Annotated in this window: 15 protein-coding genes and 1 tRNA gene; 7 read left to right on the forward strand and 9 right to left on the reverse strand. The window is 50.1% G+C overall.

What is annotated here, in order from left to right:
• Window positions 1–235 precede the first annotated feature (235 nt).
• Together lpcA and DYA43_RS02875 are read left to right on the forward strand one after the other, a co-directional pair.
• The gene (gene lpcA / locus DYA43_RS02870) at window positions 236–811 is read left to right on the forward strand and encodes a D-sedoheptulose 7-phosphate isomerase (protein ID WP_020331693.1); all 576 of its coding nucleotides are present in this window, start codon (window positions 236–238) and stop codon (window positions 809–811) included.
• Window positions 812–893: 82 nt separating this feature from the next.
• Entirely contained in the window at window positions 894–1,739 is an 846-nt protein-coding gene (locus tag DYA43_RS02875) for a class II glutamine amidotransferase (RefSeq protein ID WP_020331694.1), read from the forward strand.
• Between the two features lie 60 nt (window positions 1,740–1,799).
• Here DYA43_RS02875 and purN read toward each other — a convergent pair whose 3' ends face one another.
• Together purN and purM are read right to left on the reverse strand one after the other, a co-directional pair.
• Window positions 1,800–2,438: a phosphoribosylglycinamide formyltransferase gene (gene purN / locus DYA43_RS02880; RefSeq protein WP_020331695.1), complete on the reverse strand. Its 639-nt coding sequence runs from the start codon at window positions 2,436–2,438 to the stop codon at window positions 1,800–1,802.
• 3 nt (window positions 2,439–2,441) lie between these two features.
• The gene (gene purM, locus DYA43_RS02885) at window positions 2,442–3,482 is read right to left on the reverse strand and encodes a phosphoribosylformylglycinamidine cyclo-ligase (protein ID WP_055452174.1); all 1,041 of its coding nucleotides are present in this window, start codon (window positions 3,480–3,482) and stop codon (window positions 2,442–2,444) included.
• Window positions 3,483–3,798: 316 nt separating this feature from the next.
• Between purM and upp the strand changes: the two genes are divergently transcribed.
• Window positions 3,799–4,425: a uracil phosphoribosyltransferase gene (gene upp / locus DYA43_RS02890; RefSeq protein ID WP_024373315.1), complete on the forward strand. Its 627-nt coding sequence runs from the start codon at window positions 3,799–3,801 to the stop codon at window positions 4,423–4,425.
• 60 nt (window positions 4,426–4,485) lie between these two features.
• On the opposite strand, the gene rluF is transcribed toward upp, so the two are convergent.
• From rluF to DYA43_RS02905, 3 genes are all read right to left on the reverse strand, one after another.
• Entirely contained in the window at window positions 4,486–5,511 is a 1,026-nt protein-coding gene (rluF, locus tag DYA43_RS02895) for a 23S rRNA pseudouridine(2604) synthase RluF (protein ID WP_055452175.1), read from the reverse strand.
• 87 nt (window positions 5,512–5,598) lie between these two features.
• On the reverse strand, window positions 5,599–6,177 hold the full coding sequence (gene smrA / locus DYA43_RS02900; RefSeq protein ID WP_061056212.1) for a DNA endonuclease SmrA: 579 nt from the start codon (window positions 6,175–6,177) through the stop codon (window positions 5,599–5,601).
• Window positions 6,178–6,325: 148 nt separating this feature from the next.
• Window positions 6,326–6,466, reverse strand: coding sequence for a DUF3149 domain-containing protein (locus tag DYA43_RS02905; protein WP_004724828.1), 141 nt, complete (start codon window positions 6,464–6,466; stop codon window positions 6,326–6,328).
• A 230-nt stretch (window positions 6,467–6,696) separates the two neighbouring features.
• Between DYA43_RS02905 and DYA43_RS02910 the strand changes: the two genes are divergently transcribed.
• Window positions 6,697–6,773: transfer RNA gene (locus DYA43_RS02910), tRNA-Pro, on the forward strand.
• A gap of 466 nt (window positions 6,774–7,239) precedes the next feature.
• Here the strand turns inward: DYA43_RS02910 and DYA43_RS02915 are convergent.
• On the reverse strand, window positions 7,240–8,112 hold the full coding sequence (locus tag DYA43_RS02915) for a TraB/GumN family protein (RefSeq protein WP_225869424.1): 873 nt from the start codon (window positions 8,110–8,112) through the stop codon (window positions 7,240–7,242).
• Window positions 8,113–8,583: 471 nt separating this feature from the next.
• Between DYA43_RS02915 and DYA43_RS02920 the strand changes: the two genes are divergently transcribed.
• Window positions 8,584–11,235, forward strand: a complete 2,652-nt coding sequence (locus DYA43_RS02920; protein WP_061056213.1) for a beta-N-acetylhexosaminidase — start codon at window positions 8,584–8,586, stop codon at window positions 11,233–11,235.
• A gap of 65 nt (window positions 11,236–11,300) precedes the next feature.
• Here DYA43_RS02920 and DYA43_RS02925 read toward each other — a convergent pair whose 3' ends face one another.
• Complete coding sequence (locus tag DYA43_RS02925) at window positions 11,301–11,744, reverse strand: DUF411 domain-containing protein (protein ID WP_020331704.1); 444 nt, start codon at window positions 11,742–11,744, stop codon at window positions 11,301–11,303.
• Between the two features lie 82 nt (window positions 11,745–11,826).
• A complete protein-coding gene (locus DYA43_RS02930; RefSeq protein ID WP_061056214.1) occupies window positions 11,827–14,553 on the reverse strand; it encodes a heavy metal translocating P-type ATPase in 2,727 nt (908 codons plus the stop codon).
• A gap of 226 nt (window positions 14,554–14,779) precedes the next feature.
• Between DYA43_RS02930 and gltX the strand changes: the two genes are divergently transcribed.
• On the forward strand, window positions 14,780–16,207 hold the full coding sequence (gene gltX / locus DYA43_RS02935) for a glutamate--tRNA ligase (protein ID WP_020331706.1): 1,428 nt from the start codon (window positions 14,780–14,782) through the stop codon (window positions 16,205–16,207).
• A 270-nt stretch (window positions 16,208–16,477) separates the two neighbouring features.
• Window positions 16,478–17,458 carry an OmpA family protein gene (locus DYA43_RS02940; protein ID WP_061056215.1) on the forward strand — a complete coding sequence of 327 codons (981 nt, stop codon included), beginning with the start codon at window positions 16,478–16,480 and terminating at the stop codon, window positions 17,456–17,458.
• Window positions 17,459–17,527: 69 nt separating this feature from the next.
• On the opposite strand, the gene DYA43_RS02945 is transcribed toward DYA43_RS02940, so the two are convergent.
• The gene (locus tag DYA43_RS02945) at window positions 17,528–18,034 is read right to left on the reverse strand and encodes a hypothetical protein (RefSeq protein ID WP_020331708.1); all 507 of its coding nucleotides are present in this window, start codon (window positions 18,032–18,034) and stop codon (window positions 17,528–17,530) included.
• Window positions 18,035–18,107: the final 73 nt, after the last annotated feature.

Consider the following 18,107-nt stretch of genomic DNA (forward strand, 5'->3'; position numbering starts at 1 on the left):
ATCAAAGTATTAATAAAATGTAAAACCTTGCTGTGCTTAAAAAGTGATCTTAATAGAGCAAAAATTCTAAATTGTGCTCTGAGCGAGAGTTTTGCTGCTTGATCGGCGTTCGAATCTTGCAAAGATTGGACGCTGGCTATCGACAGAGGAAATCGTTTGGGTAAACTCAGCTTAACGAAACTCTTGTTTTCTACGAGAGTTTGTCTGCCAGCAGATTAACAAAGAGAAAATACCTATGTACCAGGATCTGATTAAAAGTGAATTAACCGAAGCTGCCGACGTTCTGAACAAGTTTCTGAGCGATGATCACAACATCGCACAAATTGAAGCGGCAGCAAAAGTGATTGCTGACTCGTTCAAACAGGGCGGTAAAGTACTCTCTTGCGGTAATGGTGGTTCTCACTGTGATGCGATGCATTTTGCGGAAGAACTGACAGGTCGTTACCGTGAAAACCGTCCGGGTTACCCTGGTATCGCGATTTCTGACCCAAGCCATCTGTCTTGCGTGAGCAACGATTTCGGCTATGACTACGTATTCTCTCGCTACGTTGAAGCCGTAGGCTCGAAAGGCGACGTACTGTTTGGCCTATCGACTTCTGGTAATTCAGGCAACATCCTTAAAGCGATTGAAGCGGCCAAAGCGAAAGGCATGAAAACCATCGCTCTGACGGGTAAAGATGGTGGTAAAATGGCGGGTTTGGCGGACGTGGAAATTCGTGTTCCACACTTTGGTTACGCCGACCGCATTCAGGAAATTCACATCAAGATTATCCACATCGTGATTCAGTTGATTGAAAAAGAGATGGAATAATCATGCTTCCCCGGAACTCGTTTCCGGGGGGCTGATGGCTGCTATAGTGACTAAGTGGTTTAATGAAGGAGTGGCTTAAACCATGTGTGAATTGCTCGGCATGAGCGCCAATGTACCTACCGATATCTGTTTCAGTTTTACCGGCTTAATGCAGCGCGGCGGCCGTACTGGCCCGCACCGTGATGGTTGGGGTATCACCTTTTATGAAGGTAAAGGCTTTCGCACTTTTAAAGATCCCACCCCGAGTTGTCAGTCAAAAATTGCTGAGCTGGTTCAGAATTACCCTATCAAGAGTTGTGCGGTGATCAGCCACATTCGTCAGGCGAACCGTGGCGGTGTCAATCTGGAAAATACCCATCCGTTTACCCGAGAGTTGTGGGGACGCTATTGGACGTTCGCCCACAATGGCCAGCTCACTGGTTATCAGGATTTGCCGTCAGGCCGTCATCGCCCGGTTGGGCAGACAGACAGTGAAGCAGCATTCTGTTGGTTGCTGGATGAGTTAGAAAAGCATTATCCGGATATTCCTCAGGATATGGCGGGGGTGTTTGCCTTCGTCGCTAAGCTGTGTGACCAATTACGAGAGAAAGGCGTATTTAATATGCTGCTGTCGGATGGTGAGTACGTGATGAGCTATTGCACCAATCATCTTTACTGGATTACTCGCCGTGCCCCGTTTGGCCATGCCGCGTTGCTGGATGAAGATGTCGAGATTAACTTCCAGGAAGAAACCACACCCAATGACGTGGTGTCGGTGATTGCCACTCAGCCACTGACTGGTAATGAAGTCTGGCAACGTATGAAGCCAGGCGAATACAACCTGTTCCATTTCGGTGAACTGATCGACAGCAATGTTGGCATGCTCAATGATATTGAGTTTGTACCTGGTCGGCCGGGTGATCAGTCCCCGAAAGCGCCGCTGGAATAGCGAAAAAGACAAAGAAAAAGGGTTGATATGATATCAACCCTTTTTTGTGTTCAGTGAGACTTATTCGTCTGCATAACCATGTATGCCGAGCGGCTGGCCATCCAAATACGCTTTGCCTTCTTTCATTTCCAGGCGCCCTTCAACAAACCACTGTGTAACCAGCGGGTAGATGCGGTGCTCCTGAGATTGAACGCGTTTGGTCAGCGTATCGACGGTGTCTTCATCAAAAATAGGCACTCGAGCCTGAAGAATCACCGGGCCACCATCAAGCTGCTCAGTCACGAAATGGACGCTGGTACCATGCTCTTCATCACCAGCGTGAATCGCACGCTGGTAAGTGTTCAAGCCTGGGTACTTAGGCAGGAGTGATGGGTGGATGTTAATCATGCGGCCAAGGTAATGGCGAACGAATTCATTACTCAGAATTCGCATGTAACCAGCCAGCACGATCAGGTCCGGCTGATATTCATCGATCTGCTGCATTAACGCGTAATCGAAAGCATCACGAGTCTCATACGCTTTCGGATCAATAAAGACCGGAGCCGCCCCTGCTTGTTTAGCTCGCTCTAAGCCATAAGCAGTTGCTTTGTTTGAAAAAACAGCCGTTACTTTGCCATCATGAATACTTGTTTCACAAGCATCGATAATCGCTTGTAAATTGGAACCATTTCCCGAAACTAAAACAACAATACTCTTCATGGATTATTTGATCTCTACTTGCTCTTCGTTTTCCTGAGCTGCTGCGATTTCACCGATCACCCACGCGTTTTCACCTTCCTGTTGTAGAAGTTCAACCGCTGCTTGCGCTTGATCTTTTGGCAGTGCAATCACCAGACCCACGCCACAGTTGAACGTGCGGTACATTTCGTGCGTGTTGACGTTGCCTTTCTCTTGCAGCCATTGGAAGATCACCGGCCATTCCCAGCTGCTACCGTCGATCACCGCTTTGGTGCCTTGTGGCAGAACGCGAGGAATGTTTTCCCAGAAGCCGCCGCCAGTGATGTGAGAAATCGCATGAATGTCATGCTCAGCAATCAGTTTTAAACCAGATTGAATGTAAATTTTGGTTGGTTTCAGAAGGTGTTCACCGATGGTTTTGCCTTCCAGCATTTCGTTTTTATCTGCGCCCGATACTTCCAGAATCTTACGAACCAGAGAGTAACCGTTTGAGTGTGGGCCACTTGAACCGACAGCGATCAATGCATCGCCAACCGCTACTTTGCTGCCATCAATGATGTCTTCTTTTTCGACTACGCCGACACAGAAACCAGCAACGTCGTAATCTTCGCCTTCGTACATTCCAGGCATTTCAGCCGTTTCGCCGCCAATCAGTGCACAACCTGCCTGAACACAGCCGTCTGCGATGCCAGATACTACGTCAGCTGCAGTGTCGACGTCCAGTTTGCCTGTTGCGTAGTAGTCCAGGAAGAACAATGGCTCAGCACCTTGTACGATTAGGTCGTTCACACACATTGCTACCAGATCGATACCAATGGTGTCGTGCTTTTTCATATCCAAAGCAAGACGCAGTTTAGTGCCCACACCGTCTGTACCTGATACCAGTACAGGGTGTTTATATTTTGTTGGGAGTTCACACAATGCACCAAAGCCACCAATGCCACCCATTACCTCAGGGCGACGAGTACGCTTTACTGCACCTTTAATTCGTTCAACAAGCGCATTGCCTGCATCGATATCTACGCCTGCATCTTTGTAGCTAAGAGAAGTGTTGTTGCCGCTCACGGGGAAAGTCCTCGATCTAGTTGGATATGAAAACGGCGCTATTCTACAGGGCTTAAATCAAAAAGGAAAACGTTTGCGTCAGTTTTTTTCGTTCTCTTTTCGCGGAGATATTATTGACAGCCTGCTGGGTTTTCCCTCAGAAAAGACGAGCCTTCTGGCCGGATTGGAGCATGAGTGGCGATAACATTGACGTGCTACAAACGACTGAGCGGGCAAAATGCAGGCAAAGTAAGGCAAAAAGGGTGGAGAAACGTCAACATGCCTGGGAAATAGGTGTATAATCCGAAGGTTTGTTTAAATTATGCCGGAGATGGAAATGAAAGTTGTTGAAGTTAAACACCCTCTAGTGAAACATAAAATTGGCCTGATGCGAGAAGGTGATATCAGCACAAAACGTTTTCGTGAGTTAGCAACCGAAGTCGGTAGCCTGCTAACTTATGAAGCAACTTCGGATTTTGAAACTGAGAAAGTGACCATCGAAGGCTGGAACGGCCCGGTTGAAGTTGACCAAATCAAAGGTAAAAAAGTCACAGTTGTGCCAATTCTGCGTGCAGGCCTTGGCATGATGGATGGCGTACTGGAACACATTCCAAGCGCTCGTATCAGTGTGGTGGGTATCTACCGTGATGAAGAAACGCTGGAACCCGTTCCTTACTTCAACAAGCTGGCATCCAACATCGAAGAGCGTATTGCGCTGGTGGTTGACCCAATGCTGGCAACGGGTGGTTCTATGATTGCGACCATCGACCTGCTGAAAGAAAAAGGCTGCAACCAAATCAAAGTACTGGTTCTGGTGGCGGCCCCTGAAGGTATCGAAGCGCTGGAAAAGGCGCACCCGGACGTAGAACTGTATACGGCAGCGATCGATAAGAAGCTGAACGACAAAGGTTACATCGTTCCTGGTCTTGGCGACGCCGGCGATAAAATCTTCGGTACCAAGTAATAGCTTGAGTGACAGAAAGTAAAAAGGGAGCGTAATGCTCCCTTTTTCTTTAACTACGATTTATTTCTTCAGGCTCAGTGTGCCGCCTTTACGATCGGCAGCAGGTTTACCGTTCGGTTTGCCCGCGGCATGAGAAACAAATGTCTTTGGTTTTCGCTCAGTGCGGCTGTGTTCGGAACGATCAGTGCGCCCTTTGCCTTTCTTGGAATTCGGCGCATGACGAAATTCGTCAGCATTGTGGCCGCGGAAAGTTTTCGGGTTACGACGTGCTTTTGAGGTTTGGTTCTCTTCACGGCTGTCAAACAGCTTGGCATCGGTCGCTTTGCGAATACGTGCGCCCTTGCTGTCAACGCGTGATGCCTCTTCCGTACCGCTTGAATCTTCACACATTGCCAGAATTTCTGCGACTTCTGCGTCGGTCAGATAGCGCCACTTACCGTTTGGAATCCCATCGAGTGAAATGTTCATGATGCGTACACGGCGCAGCTTGAAGACTTCGTAACCCAGTGCTTCACACATACGACGAATCTGACGGTTGAGACCCTGAGTCAGTACGATGCGAAATGAGAATTTGGTTTCCTGCGTCACTTTACATGGCAGAGTTACAGTGTCGAGAATGTTGACTCCGGAAGACATCTGTTTGATAAAGTCTGGTGTCACGGGTTTATCAACACGCACCACGTACTCTTTTTCGTGGTTATTGCCGGCGCGCAGGATCTTGTTGACAATGTCGCCATCATTGGTGAGAAAAATCAGGCCATCTGATGGTTTATCCAGACGCCCAATGGGAAAAATACGTTTGTGGTGACCGATGAAATCCACGATGTTGCCCGGAATGTCACGTTCCGTGGTACAGGTAATACCGGTGGGTTTATTCAGTGCAATATAGACTGGCTTTTCTTTGCTGCGCACAGGTTTATCGTCGATGCACACCTCGTCATTATCGGTCACTTTGGTGCCCATCTCTGGTAACTGGCCGTTAATGGTCACGCGACCTTGTTCGATCAGCTTGTCTGCTTCGCGGCGAGAACAAAATCCAGTTTCACTGATGTATTTGTTCAAACGTTTTTCGGTTGATTGCGACATAGGTTCTCCTAACGTTTCACAACGGAATGGCTAATAAATAGGCAGGTTTGCTGCCGAAAGAGCGCGCATTGTACCAGTTAACCCGCTTCAGCCAAGTCGTTTCTGGTGGCGCTCGCGGTTTTCATTTTTCTTATCCGCGCTTTTTTTCAGCAGAATGTACACGGCGCCGCTGCCACCATGAAAGCGCTGCGCACTGTGCGCGCATTGTACGTCCTGAATCTGGCTCAGCCAGTTGGCAACAAAGCTCTTCATCAATGCGGGGGGATTCGATTTCTCACCACGGCCATGTACGATCATCACCGTCCGAATATCCATGGTCATGCATTGTTTGAGGAAGGAAACCACTTCATCCCGGGCTTCTTTTAGCGTTTTGCGGTGTAGATCCAATCGGGCTTGAATCGGGTATTTGCCCAGACGCAGTTTACGATATACCCCGTCCTGAACGCCGTCGCGTTTGAACTCAATCAAATCGTCCGGTTTTATCATCGGCGCGTGATCGATAGACAGATAATCCGGGTCGCCGTCAGAGAGGCTAACGGCAGCTTCTCGTTTTGCTAACTGAGCTTCACTCACGCTGTAGTTTTTCTTGAGTTCAGCGGTATCGTGTTTGATGGGTTTAACATCGCCCATCATCTGCTGGAACAGATCGAAATCATCCTGAGACATAATGGCATCTCGAAATAGCGGTGGAATGCCGGAATTATACCTACCGAACGGACAATATGATCATTTACAGGCAATAAAAAACCGGAGTAGACAAGTAATCTACTCCGGTGCATAGCGTCACTCTATTTTTCAATAGGTGCTAAGCGATCTAGTGAGGAGATTTGTCGTTCATGACTTTGTAGACGAAGAAACCGCCGTAAAACAGCATAAGACCCAAAGCGCCAAAGATTACTATCATTGATGATAGCCCCACAGCATTACCAAATAGGAGATCCAGCCAAAAGTCCATGTTTCCTCCAAAGCGTTCGAAGACAGGGCTAAGGTAAAAGTTGCTCAGCATGACGACACTGATCTGGATCAATTGTGTTGCATAGGTTGCCAGAATGTTTACGTTGGTGTGTATTTAGTCACATTTTTTACGTGGTTGATTGAGTTTTAGGCGAACGAGCAGTGTTTCGAAAAAATTTCATGGAAAGCACTTGCGTCACGAAACAGAATCCGTAATATACCCAGCGTTCTCGGTGAATAGCGCAGTTTGGTAGCGCATCTGGTTTGGGACCAGAGGGTCGGGGGTTCGAATCCCTCTTCACCGACCATATTTAAGGCCTCAGCAGCAATGCTGGGGCTTTTTCGTTTGTGGCGTTTCCGTTTGGCGGGGCAGCGATTTTGGTCGTGGGCTGGAGCACCAGTCCGATCGAATCCCTCTTCACCGACCCTATTTAAGGCCTCAGCAGCAATGCTGGGGCTTTTTCGTATTTGGCGTTTCAGCTTGGCAGGGGGCGCAACTTTGGTCGTGGGCTGGAGCGCCAGTCCGATCGAATACCTCTTCACCGACCCTATTTAAAGCCTCAGCAGCAATGCTGGGGCTTTTTCGTATTTGGCGTTTCAGCTTGGCGGGGTAGCGACTTTGGTCGTGGGCTGGAACGCCAGTCCGATCGAATTCCTCTTCACCGACCCTATTTAAGGCCTCAGCAGCAATGCTGGGGCTTTTTCGTATTTGGCATTTATTATTTTCTATATATAAACCTCAATGTCTGTGGAGGTTTATATATTGCTTTGGTGTTAGTAGAACTGGCAGCCCGCTTTTTTTGCCTGATTGAGGCGGGTAACGGTAAAGCCTCTTTGGCTCAGGAGTTCGAGCACATTGTCGTGGCCAACCAGATGCAAAGCGCCGACCACCATCAGGTAGCGGCCATTCGGATTGGGCAGGAACTGGCCGGAGGTGAGCTTATTGACCCAATCGCGATTGCGGTTGGTCACCAACGTTTGCTCCAGCTCATTGGAGTATTCGTTCAGCTTCATCATATTTTCCAGATTCTGCTGATCGCCAGCAACCCAACTGTCTATCATGCAGCGGGTCATTGCTTCACTTTTTTCCCAGTCATCAATGATTTCAGTCAACATTTCTTTTCCCGCATCCGGCTGGCGTGTCAATGCATCAATTTGAAACTGGACCGTTTCGAGCGGAATGACGGCAATGTTATTGGCGGTCGCTTTGTACATCAGGGTTAAATCGACGCCTTCTCCAGGGTTGAAGCCGAGCTGCTGAAGCTGGCGAAACTGAATCGACAGGGCTGATTGCCATGGCGGTGCCTGACGTAAACCGAGTGGCTCTAACTCCAGTTGTTTGGCGATTTTATCCAGCATAAACAATTGTTCTTTAGTCAGTACTTGCTTGCTACTGGGTTGATTCTGCGGATAAACGACGTTCTGATCCTTTCTGACATCGGCTTCAATGATCAGGCCATCAGCTTGATTGAGCGCTTTGTAAATGGGTTTAGGTAAAGGGTACATAGAAGGCGCTCCCACGTGGATAGCGCCCAACAACGTGATTTGCAATGAACCGTTTGTTGCTTGCCAGTAGAGCGGTTCGGCATGCAATGCCGATGCAAATAACCAGATGAGCCCAATAATCCCGCGAGTGATTCGGTGCATTTCAATTCCTTTTCGTTGCGAAAATACGACGCTAAAAACGTTACTTTAAAGAACTTTAGACGAATTTGACGAATAAAATCGTTCGACACACTTCACAGATTCCTTTTTGTCATGGCATCCACCCCCTTTCTGGCGGTAAAGAGAATGTGATGCAACTCACCCCACAGGGTGAAATGCAGCTCAAAGTGCGTGATTTTTCTTCCAATATTCTCGTTAAATTAGAACTGTCGATTTTGACGTAATGATTAAGTTATTGATATTTGGATTTTTATTTTTATCTATAAATCTAAAACTTGAACGGGATCACTGCCTTTGATGAATAATTTTACGCTAAAAAATAACTCACGATATGGTGACGCTGTTTGTTAGGTATGGCCGTTGGCCGATGTCGTATTGAGAGATGAAAGGAAGCACCCGGGTTGGTTTCTTATCGGTTGTGCGTTTCTCATCAAGTGAGTAGGGTAAGTTATCATGTTGAAGAAAAGTATGATTGCGGTTGCGGTAGTCGCAACACTGGCAGGCTGTTCGGCGATGAATTCGTCGTCTCAATCTGTGGTGAATTCGTTGGCGGATAATCTGGATGTTCACTACACCGTTGTCACTAATCATGGTGCGGACGATGGTTTGGCGTGTCAGGATCTGGGTGCTGAATGGGCTTCTTGTAATCAGGTGAATATGACTCTGGTGAATCAGGGGGATGCGGTCAATTCCAAAGATTGGGCGATCTATTTCCACAGTATTCGACTGATCCTGAATGTCGACAACGACCAGTTCAAAATTACTCGTGTCACGGGTGATCTGCACAAGCTGGAACCAACCGAGAAGTTTGATGGCTTTGCCGCGGGCGAAACCGTGGTGTTGCCTTTGACGGGCGAATACTGGCAACTGTTTGAAACTGATTTCCTGCCGGGGGCCTTCGTCACCGCACCCGATGCCGAGCCAAAACGTATTGTCTCGCTGGATACCGAGCAAGTGTCTCAGTTCGTCAGCGGTCTGGAAGGGGATAACCTGAAGCGTACGCCTGGCGACAACAATATCTTCGCCACTGCCGCGACCCGCTTTGCCAAAAACCAGGACGTGGCACTGCAAGACGTTTCCGCCGCGTTGATCCCGACTCCGTCGCACATCACGGCGCAATCCGGTTCCGTGTCGATTGCCGACGGTATCGCATGGAACAACCAGGTGTTGGACTCGGCGCAAAATGCAGCGCTGACGGAGCGAGCGAATCTGTTAGGGGTGAACCTGACCGGTAAGCTTGCCACGGATGTGCGTGTTGATCCTGCTTCATTTAAAGGCGAGATGGCCAAATCCGGCGCTTACACTCTGCAAGTGACGCCAAAAGCAATCATCATTCGTGCCTTTGACGAGGCGGGTGTGTTTTATGCCATGCAGTCAGTGTTAGGGCTGGTAGATAGCAATCAGGCTGAGCAGCTACCGCTGGTGAGCGTGAAAGATGCACCGCGCTTTGCTTACCGCGGCGTGATGGTCGATGTGGCGCGTAACTTCCATTCCAAACAGGCGATTCTCGCAACACTGGATCAGATGGCCGCGTACAAAATGAATAAACTTCACCTGCACCTGACGGATGATGAAGGCTGGCGTATCGAAATTCCGGGTCTGCCAGAATTGACCGATATCGGCTCACAGCGCTGCTTTGATTTGAGTGAGACTGAGTGTGTACTTCCACAGCTGGGCTCTGGTCCGGATAGTTCTAACTTTGGTTCCGGGTACTTCAGCAAGGCCGATTACGTTGAGATCCTGAAATACGCGAAAGCACGTCACATCGAAGTGATTCCGGAAATTGATATGCCGGCACATGCGCGTGCAGCGGTGGTCTCAATGGAAGCCCGCTACCAGCGCCTGATGAAAGAAGGCGATGAGGCGGCTGCAAATCAATACCGTCTGATGGATCCAAACGATACATCTAACGTGACAACGGTGCAGTTCTACAATCGCCAGAGCTTTATTAACCCTTGTCTTGATTCCTCAGAGCGCTTTGTCGACAAAGTGATCGCCGAAGTGGCCGCAATGCATCAGGAAGCGGGGATGCCGCTGACGACCTGGCATTTTGGCGGTGATGAAGCGAAGAACATCAAATTAGGCGCCGGATTCCAGGATATCAATGCGACCGACAAAGTGAGCTGGAAAGGGAATATTGACCTGTCGCAACAGGATAAACCGTTTGCCAAGTCTCCGCAGTGTCAGGCATTGATCGCCAGCGGCGCAGTGAGTGACTTTGAGCATCTGCCAAGCCACTTTGCTGAGCAGGTATCGAAGCAAGTGGTGAAACACGGTATTCCTCATTTCCAGGCATGGCAAGATGGCCTGAAACACAGTGACGGTGCCAACTCGTTTGCGACCGAATCAACCCGCGTTAACTTCTGGGATGTACTGTACTGGGGCGGCACGTCTTCTGCCTACGAATACGCGCAGAAAGGCTACGACGTGATTGTTTCCAACCCGGACTATGTCTACATGGACATGCCGTACGAAGTTGACCCGAAAGAGAGCGGCTACTACTGGGCAACCCGTGCGACCGATACCCGCAAGCTGTTTGGTTTTGCACCGGAAAACTTGCCGCAAAATGCTGAAACGTCAGTGGATCGCGATGGTAACGGCTTCAGTGGCAAAGGGGAGTTCAGCGGTAAACCTTTCTATGGCCTGTCTGCTCAGTTGTGGTCGGAAATCGTGCGCAGCGACGAGCAGTATGAATACATGGTCTTCCCACGCGTGCTGGCAGCAGCAGAGCGTGCATGGCACCGAGCCTCATGGGAGAACGACTACAAAGTGGGTGTGGAATACTCACAAGACACGAAACAGGTGAATCGCAATGCGCTGAATGCAGACTGGAACCGATTCGCTAACATCCTTGGCCAGCGTGAACTGGCGAAACTGGAGAAATCGGGCATTGATTACCGCCTCCCTGTTCCCGGGGCGACAATCGAGAACGGACATTTGGCCATGAACGTTCAATTCCCGGGGGTGACTCTGCAGTACTCGCTGGATGGTGAAACGTGGTTGAACTATGACGCCGCGAAAGCCCCTGCGGTGGCTGGTAAAGTTTGGATTCGTTCGCTTTCGGCAAGCGGTGAACGAGCCAGCCGTATAACGACGCTAAATTAAGGCGGTAATTGAAACGACAAAGGCCTCCCGAATGGGAGGCCTTTTATTTTGCTCAACGGCGGTGTTTACATCTTGCCCTGATATTGGCGGTATTTGAACACCTGGCCTTTTTCGTTAAAGGCATACACCACGTAAGCATCTTTCTGGTCGCCGTATTCCATGCCCGGCGAACCCATTGGCATCCCCGGTACGGCTAAGCCAACGGCATTTTTCGGCGGGTTAGCGAGAAACGCTTTAATGTCTTCGGCCGGAATGTGGCCTTCGAACACATAACCGTCGATTTCGGCAGTATGGCAGGAAGCCAGTTCAGGCGTGATACCCAGCTTTTGTTTAATGCCATTCATGTCTTTATGCAGCACTTCTTTAACCGTAAATCCTTGTTCTTCCATATGCTTGCCCCATTCGCCGCAGCAACCGCAGTAAGGAGATTTGTGGTTAATCACATCAGTGGCAAATGCCTGACTGGAAAGAACCGCTAGCAGCGCAATGCCGAGAGATGATGTTTTCATAATAAGCCTCTTAAATAAGCGGATTGTTTGAGTGGGCCCCGGCCCAATGCATGTGCAGATGGACCAGAGCAATACGACAACATTAGGAGTGAAAACGGGTTTTCACCAAACGCAGTCGGTTGGCATTGCTGACGACCGTAATGGAAGACAGCGCCATTGCTGCACCGGCAACGACCGGGCTGAGCAAAAATCCAAACGCCGGGTAGAGCACGCCTGCAGCAATCGGAATGCCTAACGTGTTGTAGATAAAGGCACCCAACAGATTCTGTTTCATGTTTTTCACGGTGGCTTTGGACAGCTCTATCGCACTCACCACAGACAGCGGTGAGGAGTTGAGCAGCGTCATCTGCGCGCTTTCGATCGCAACGTCACTGCCGCTGCCCATGGCGATACCGATATCCGCCTGAGCCAGTGCAGGCGCATCGTTGATGCCATCACCAATCATTGCCACGCGTCGTCCCTGGCTCTGTAAGGTTTCGATATGCTGCGCTTTTTCATCCGGTAGCACTTGTGCGATGACCTGTTGGATGCCCAACTGTTTGGCTATCGCCTCGGCCACACTCAGGTGGTCGCCAGTCAGCATCACAGTGCGAATCCCCGACTCATTCAGCGCGTGCACGGCTTTAATCGCGCTCTCTTTCACGGGATCGGCAATACCAATCAAACCAATCAGGCGACCATCGCGGGCAACAGCAACTGGTGTCCATGCTTGCTCGGCAAAACGCTGCATGTCGGTTTCGGCTCCTTGCAGATTGACGCCAAGGTGCGTGAAGTGATCCAGTGAACCAATCTGAATTGAATGATCCATATATTGCGCTTGCAGGCCTTTGCCGCGCAGATTTTCGAACTGGGTAATCGCAACAGGCGCAATCGACAATTCGCTGGCGTGCTGAATGATGGCTTTGGCCAGTGGGTGCTCTGAGTGTTGTTCCAGCGCCACGGTCAGGCTCAGCAGTTCCGCTTCGTCAATGCCATAGGTGACCACTTGCTGCACGACGGGTTTGCCTTCGGTCAGCGTACCGGTTTTATCAAACACAACAGTGTCAATCTGACTGGCGGTTTGCAACACGTTGGCATCACGGATCAGAATGCCCATTTCTGCGGCTTTACCCACCCCGACGGTGACCGAAAGTGGGGTCGCCAAACCCAGAGCACAAGGGCAGGCGATAATCAGTACCGTGGTGGCAATGACCAGCATATAACTTGCTTTCGGATCTGGCCCAACCCAGAACCACACGGCTGCGGCAATGACGGCAATTGCGACCACCGTTGGTACGAAGACCGCGGAGATTTGGTCGGCCATTTTGGCAATCGCCGGTTTGCTGCTCTGCGCCTGACGCACCATCTGAATAATGCGCGCCAACATGGTTTGTGAGCCGATGCCAGTCGCTTCAATCAGCAGGCTTCCGTCTTGGTTAATTGTCCCCGCCGACACTGAATCGCCAGCTGCTTTGTGTACCGGAATCGGTTCACCGGTCAGCATGGATTCATCGACGTAAGATTCCCCTTGCAATACTTTGCCATCGACCGGCGATTTCTCTCCGGGCTTGACTCGCAACGTCATACCAAGCGTGATTTGTTCTACCGCGATGATGCGGTCTCCGCTTTCAGTCACTTGTGTGGCGTGTTGAGGTTGCAGGTTGATCAGCGCCTGCAGCGATTGTGTGGTTCGCGCTTTGGCTTTGGCTTCAATGTAGTGACCAAGTGAGATCAAACCGATGATCATCGCCGTGGCTTCGAAATAGACATGGCGAGCCGCATCCGGGAACCAGCCGGGAAACAGCACCACCAACATCGAATAGAACCAGGCGGCACCTGTACCAAGGGCGACCAGAGTATCCATAGTCGCGCGGCCGTGAGTGAGTGCTTGCCAAGCGTTGGCAAAGAAGCTGCGTCCTGCGGTGGCGAGCAGAACCAGACACAAGACCCCGACAGCGCCCCAAGCGAGCTGATCGCTGGTGGCTCGAATCATCATGTTGCCACCGAATACGCCCCAGGCCATTAATGGCACACCAATGATCAGGCCGAGAATAGCGCTGCGTTTGTGCTCTTTTTGTACCTGTTCGAGCTGCGCTTGTTGTTTTTGTTGCTGCTCGGCTGGGTCATCGACCGGTTCGGCCTGATAACCCGCTTGTTTGACGGCGTTGACCAGCTCGGCGCTGACTTCATGGTCGGCGATGACCAGTGCACTTTGCTCAGCCAGATTGACCTGCGCTTTACTCACACCCGCTACTGAGCTGAGCGCTTTTTCGACCGAAGAGACACAGCTGGCGCAGGTCATGCCTTTGATCAGTAAGTGTGTACTAACTTGAGTGTCATTTATTGCTGGTGCTTTGGCTTCAACGGTCGCAACGGGTGTGATTGACTCAGTCATTCCCGCTGGCGAGGTTTCTGGTTCTGAGACTTCGTTCGTTGTTGTGCCTTCGTCAGGCAGCGTCGCCTGATAACCGACTTCGGCCACCAGTGCGATGATGGCTTCGGCACTTAATGATGTACGCAGAGAAAGTGCCGTCTTACTGACCGTCAGACGCGCAATCTGATCCGACTGCTCGAGCTGTTTGGTCAGCTTGCTGACACAGCCGCCGCAGCTGAGCCCCTGCAAATCAAAGTGCAGTAACTCACCCGCTTCATAACCCAATGATTCAACACTATCGAGCACGCTATCGAGTGGCGCATCTACGTCAAATTCGATAAAAGTGGGGGACAGGTCTTGAATCTGAACCGTAAAGTCGGCGTTGAGTTGGCGCTCCAGTTTGCGCGCGCAGCCCATACAATTTAAACCGGACAAAGGTAAAGCAAAGTGGCTCATGTTTCTTCCCTCCAAGACGTTATGTCAGAAAGGATAAACCTTACCCTTGCGGCAAGGTCAAGCCTTGGGCAGCGATTGCAGAATTTCTTGCTGTCAGTAGCGGGAAAAGGTGGTGCTAATATGTTGAATCAACGTTGTGATATGGGAGATGTGGGTGCTAGAATACTGCCCAAAATTTCGCTCGTGCTGAACTCTCGGCAGACGTTTCTGATAAAGGTAAATCATAATGACGGTTAAAACTCGTTTTGCTCCTAGCCCGACTGGCTATCTTCACGTAGGTGGTGCTCGTACCGCACTTTACTCTTGGCTCTACGCGAAAAGCCAAGGCGGTGAATTTGTACTGCGTATTGAAGACACTGACCTAGAGCGTTCGACTCAGGCAGCAGTGGACGCCATCCTGGAAGGGATGACTTGGCTGGGTCTGGACTGGGATGAAGGTCCTTACTACCAAACAAAACGTTTTGATCGTTACAACGAAGTGGTTGAGCAACTGCTGGCTGAAGACAAAGCCTACAAATGTTACGCGCCAAAAGACCTGCTGGACGAAATCCGTGCTGAGCAGGAAGCGAACAAAGAGATGCCTCGCTACGATGCGAACCATCCGAAAATTAAAGCGGTCAACGAAGCGGCAAAAGAGGGTGATCCTTGCTGTATCCGTTTCCGCAACCCGAAAGAAGGCAGCGTGGTTTTTGATGACCAAATCCGTGGCCGTATCGAAATCCGTAACGACCAAATGGATGATTTGATCATTCGTCGTACCGACGGTTCACCAACTTACAACTTCTGTGTTGTGGTTGACGACGTGGATATGGGTATCACGCACGTCATCCGTGGTGAAGACCACATCAACAACACACCTCGCCAAATCAACATCTACAAAGCGATGGGTGCCACTATCCCGACATTTGCACACTGTGCAATGATTCTGGGCGATGACGGCGCGAAACTGTCTAAGCGTCACGGCGCTGTATCAGTTATGCAATACCGCGACGAAGGTTACCTGCCAGAAGCTCTGATCAACTACTTGGTACGTCTGGGTTGGGGTCACGGCGATCAGGAGATCTTCTCGCGTGAAGAGATGATTGAGTTGTTCAGCCTGAACGCGATTTCAAAATCTGCGTCGGCATTCAACACCGACAAACTGTTGTGGCTGAACAACCACTACATCAAGACTTCAGAGCCTGAATACGTCGCTAAACACCTGGAATGGCATTTTGACCATCAGGGCATCAACCAAGCGAACGGTCCTGCTCTGGCTGAAATCGTTAAGCTGGTGGGTGAGCGCTGCCATACGCTGGTTGAGCTGGCACAGCAGTCACGTTACTTCTACGAAGATTTCTCTGAGTTCGATGCGGATGCGGCGAAGAAACACCTGCGCGGCGTTGCAAAAGAGCCATTGGCTTTGGCACTAAGCAAAATCGAAGCGCTGACAGAGTGGAACACCGAAGCGCTGCACCAGGTGATTGCGGATGTGTGTGCTGAGCTGGAAATCGGTATGGGTAAAATCGGCATGCCGCTGCGTGTAGCAGTAACAGGTGGCGGTCAGTCTCCATCAGTTGATGCCGTGATGAACCTGATTGGTCAGGAGCGTGTTGTTGCTCGAATCAAGATGGCACTGGCATTTATTGAAGAGCGTGAAGCAAACGCTCAATAATTTCCAAAGTGACGAAAAAGCCGCAGTATTCACGCTGCGGCTTTTTTTTGTTCTAATTTTAGCGTTATCAATTGGTTGTAACCGGTTTATTTATGAAAATTCGCAGTTACGTGACAAAAGATTAACAGTCGGCCTGTGTCGCTTTCGGCCGGATTCATTATAGTTACTGCTGGTGGCCCGCAAAAGACGGGTAGACGTAAGCCTTACTCTGCAAGGGGTAGCGTTGGTCTCGCACCATACAATCACAATAATGATCGGAAGGAAGTTTTTATGAAAAAGTTAGCAGCAATGGTTTCCGCATCTCTGCTTGTTGCCTCTTCGGCCGCGATGGCTGACGTCTATCTTGGCGGTAAAGTGGGTAAAACATGGTTAGATGATGCATGTAACAACACCGATTCATGCGATCTGGACGGGACAACCGCGGGCGCATTATTGGGCTATAACTTCAACGACTGGCTGGCTGTGGAAGGTGGGTACGATTACCTGGGTAAATTTAATGGTGCTGGTCTGAATCACGACACCATTCAAGCGTACACGCTGGCGCCGAAACTGAGCTACGCTCTGACGGAGAAATGGGACCTGTACGGTAAGGTCGGTGCAGCTCGCGTTCGTTATGGCGATGTTTACGACAATTCATATTTAGGTGCCGCAGGTGTCGAATACGCAGCGACCAGTAACCTGGGTGTTCGGGTTGAGTACCAATACCTGAGTGACATGAACAATGACATCGTACGTGCGAAAGCACACACGACAACACTGGGGCTGGTATACCGCTTTGGTGGCAACGATAACCAACCCGCGCCAATGATGGTTGAGGAGCAACCCGTTGCGCAATCAGAGCCAGTGCAAGAGCCTATGGCGGCCGAGCCTAAAATGGTGACCAAAACGGTTGAGTTCCAAAAACTGGACAGCAAGAGCTTTGCTCACAACAGCGCTAAGTTGAGTGAGGAAGGCAAAGAGCAGTTGAACGATCTGGTCACCTTCCTGAACGCTCATCCGCAGGCGAACGTTGAAATCACAGGCCACACCGATTCATCGGGCTCAGAAGCTTACAACCAGAAACTGTCAGAGAAGCGTGCTCAGGCCGTGTCTGACGCGCTGCAAGAAAAAGGCGTTGATGCTGCACGTATCTCGGCCAAAGGCGAAGGGGAAAGCAGTCCGATTGCGTCAAACGCTACCGCCGCAGGTCGTGAACAAAACCGCCGCGTGGAAATTGTCATTCCTGCGTTTGAATACCAAGTCGAAGAGTAATCTTCCTCCATCAAAAAGCCCACCATAATGGTGGGCTTTTTTTGTCTCTTGATTCTGCAGAACGTGGGGCTATTTGAGATCGATACTATTGAGCCTGCCCATGTAAACCAGAATATCCAGGCAATCTTTATGCGCGTCCAGTAACGCTTTTTTGGTTTTCGTGTAGGCGGCGAGTTTACCGTGTTTGTTGATGGAGCAGACGACACTTTTGAACGTGCAATGCCCCTTGTCGTCGTAGTTGCGCCAGGCAGCAATGTAGCAGGCATCACGACAGTCCGGATTATCAAGCGTTGGGCGCGGCTTATAGATGATCTTGGGCTCTAAGCTGTGCGGCAGACGGGTCATCAAAAACGGATCTTTAAGAATGCGTCGCCAATGGCGTCCCCACATTTCACGTCCCAATTCGTTACGCAGCTTAATCGCTTTCTTCAATCCTTTGCGTTCACCGATACGGATGTAGCCGACCGACCGGTGCAGCACTTTGTCATCGGGAGTATGAATATGAATCTTATAGGCCGTTTTGGCTTTCGAGATAAAGCGGTGACCAGTGTTGGTTTCCAGGTTACTCTTTGTCATACGTTTGCTATGGATAGATTTGTTAATAGTAATAGTAGAAGAAAACAGAAAGAATAGTAGCCACAGAGTAGAG

Source organism: Vibrio fluvialis (assembly GCF_900460245.1).
GTDB classification, from domain to species: domain Bacteria; phylum Pseudomonadota; class Gammaproteobacteria; order Enterobacterales; family Vibrionaceae; genus Vibrio; species Vibrio fluvialis.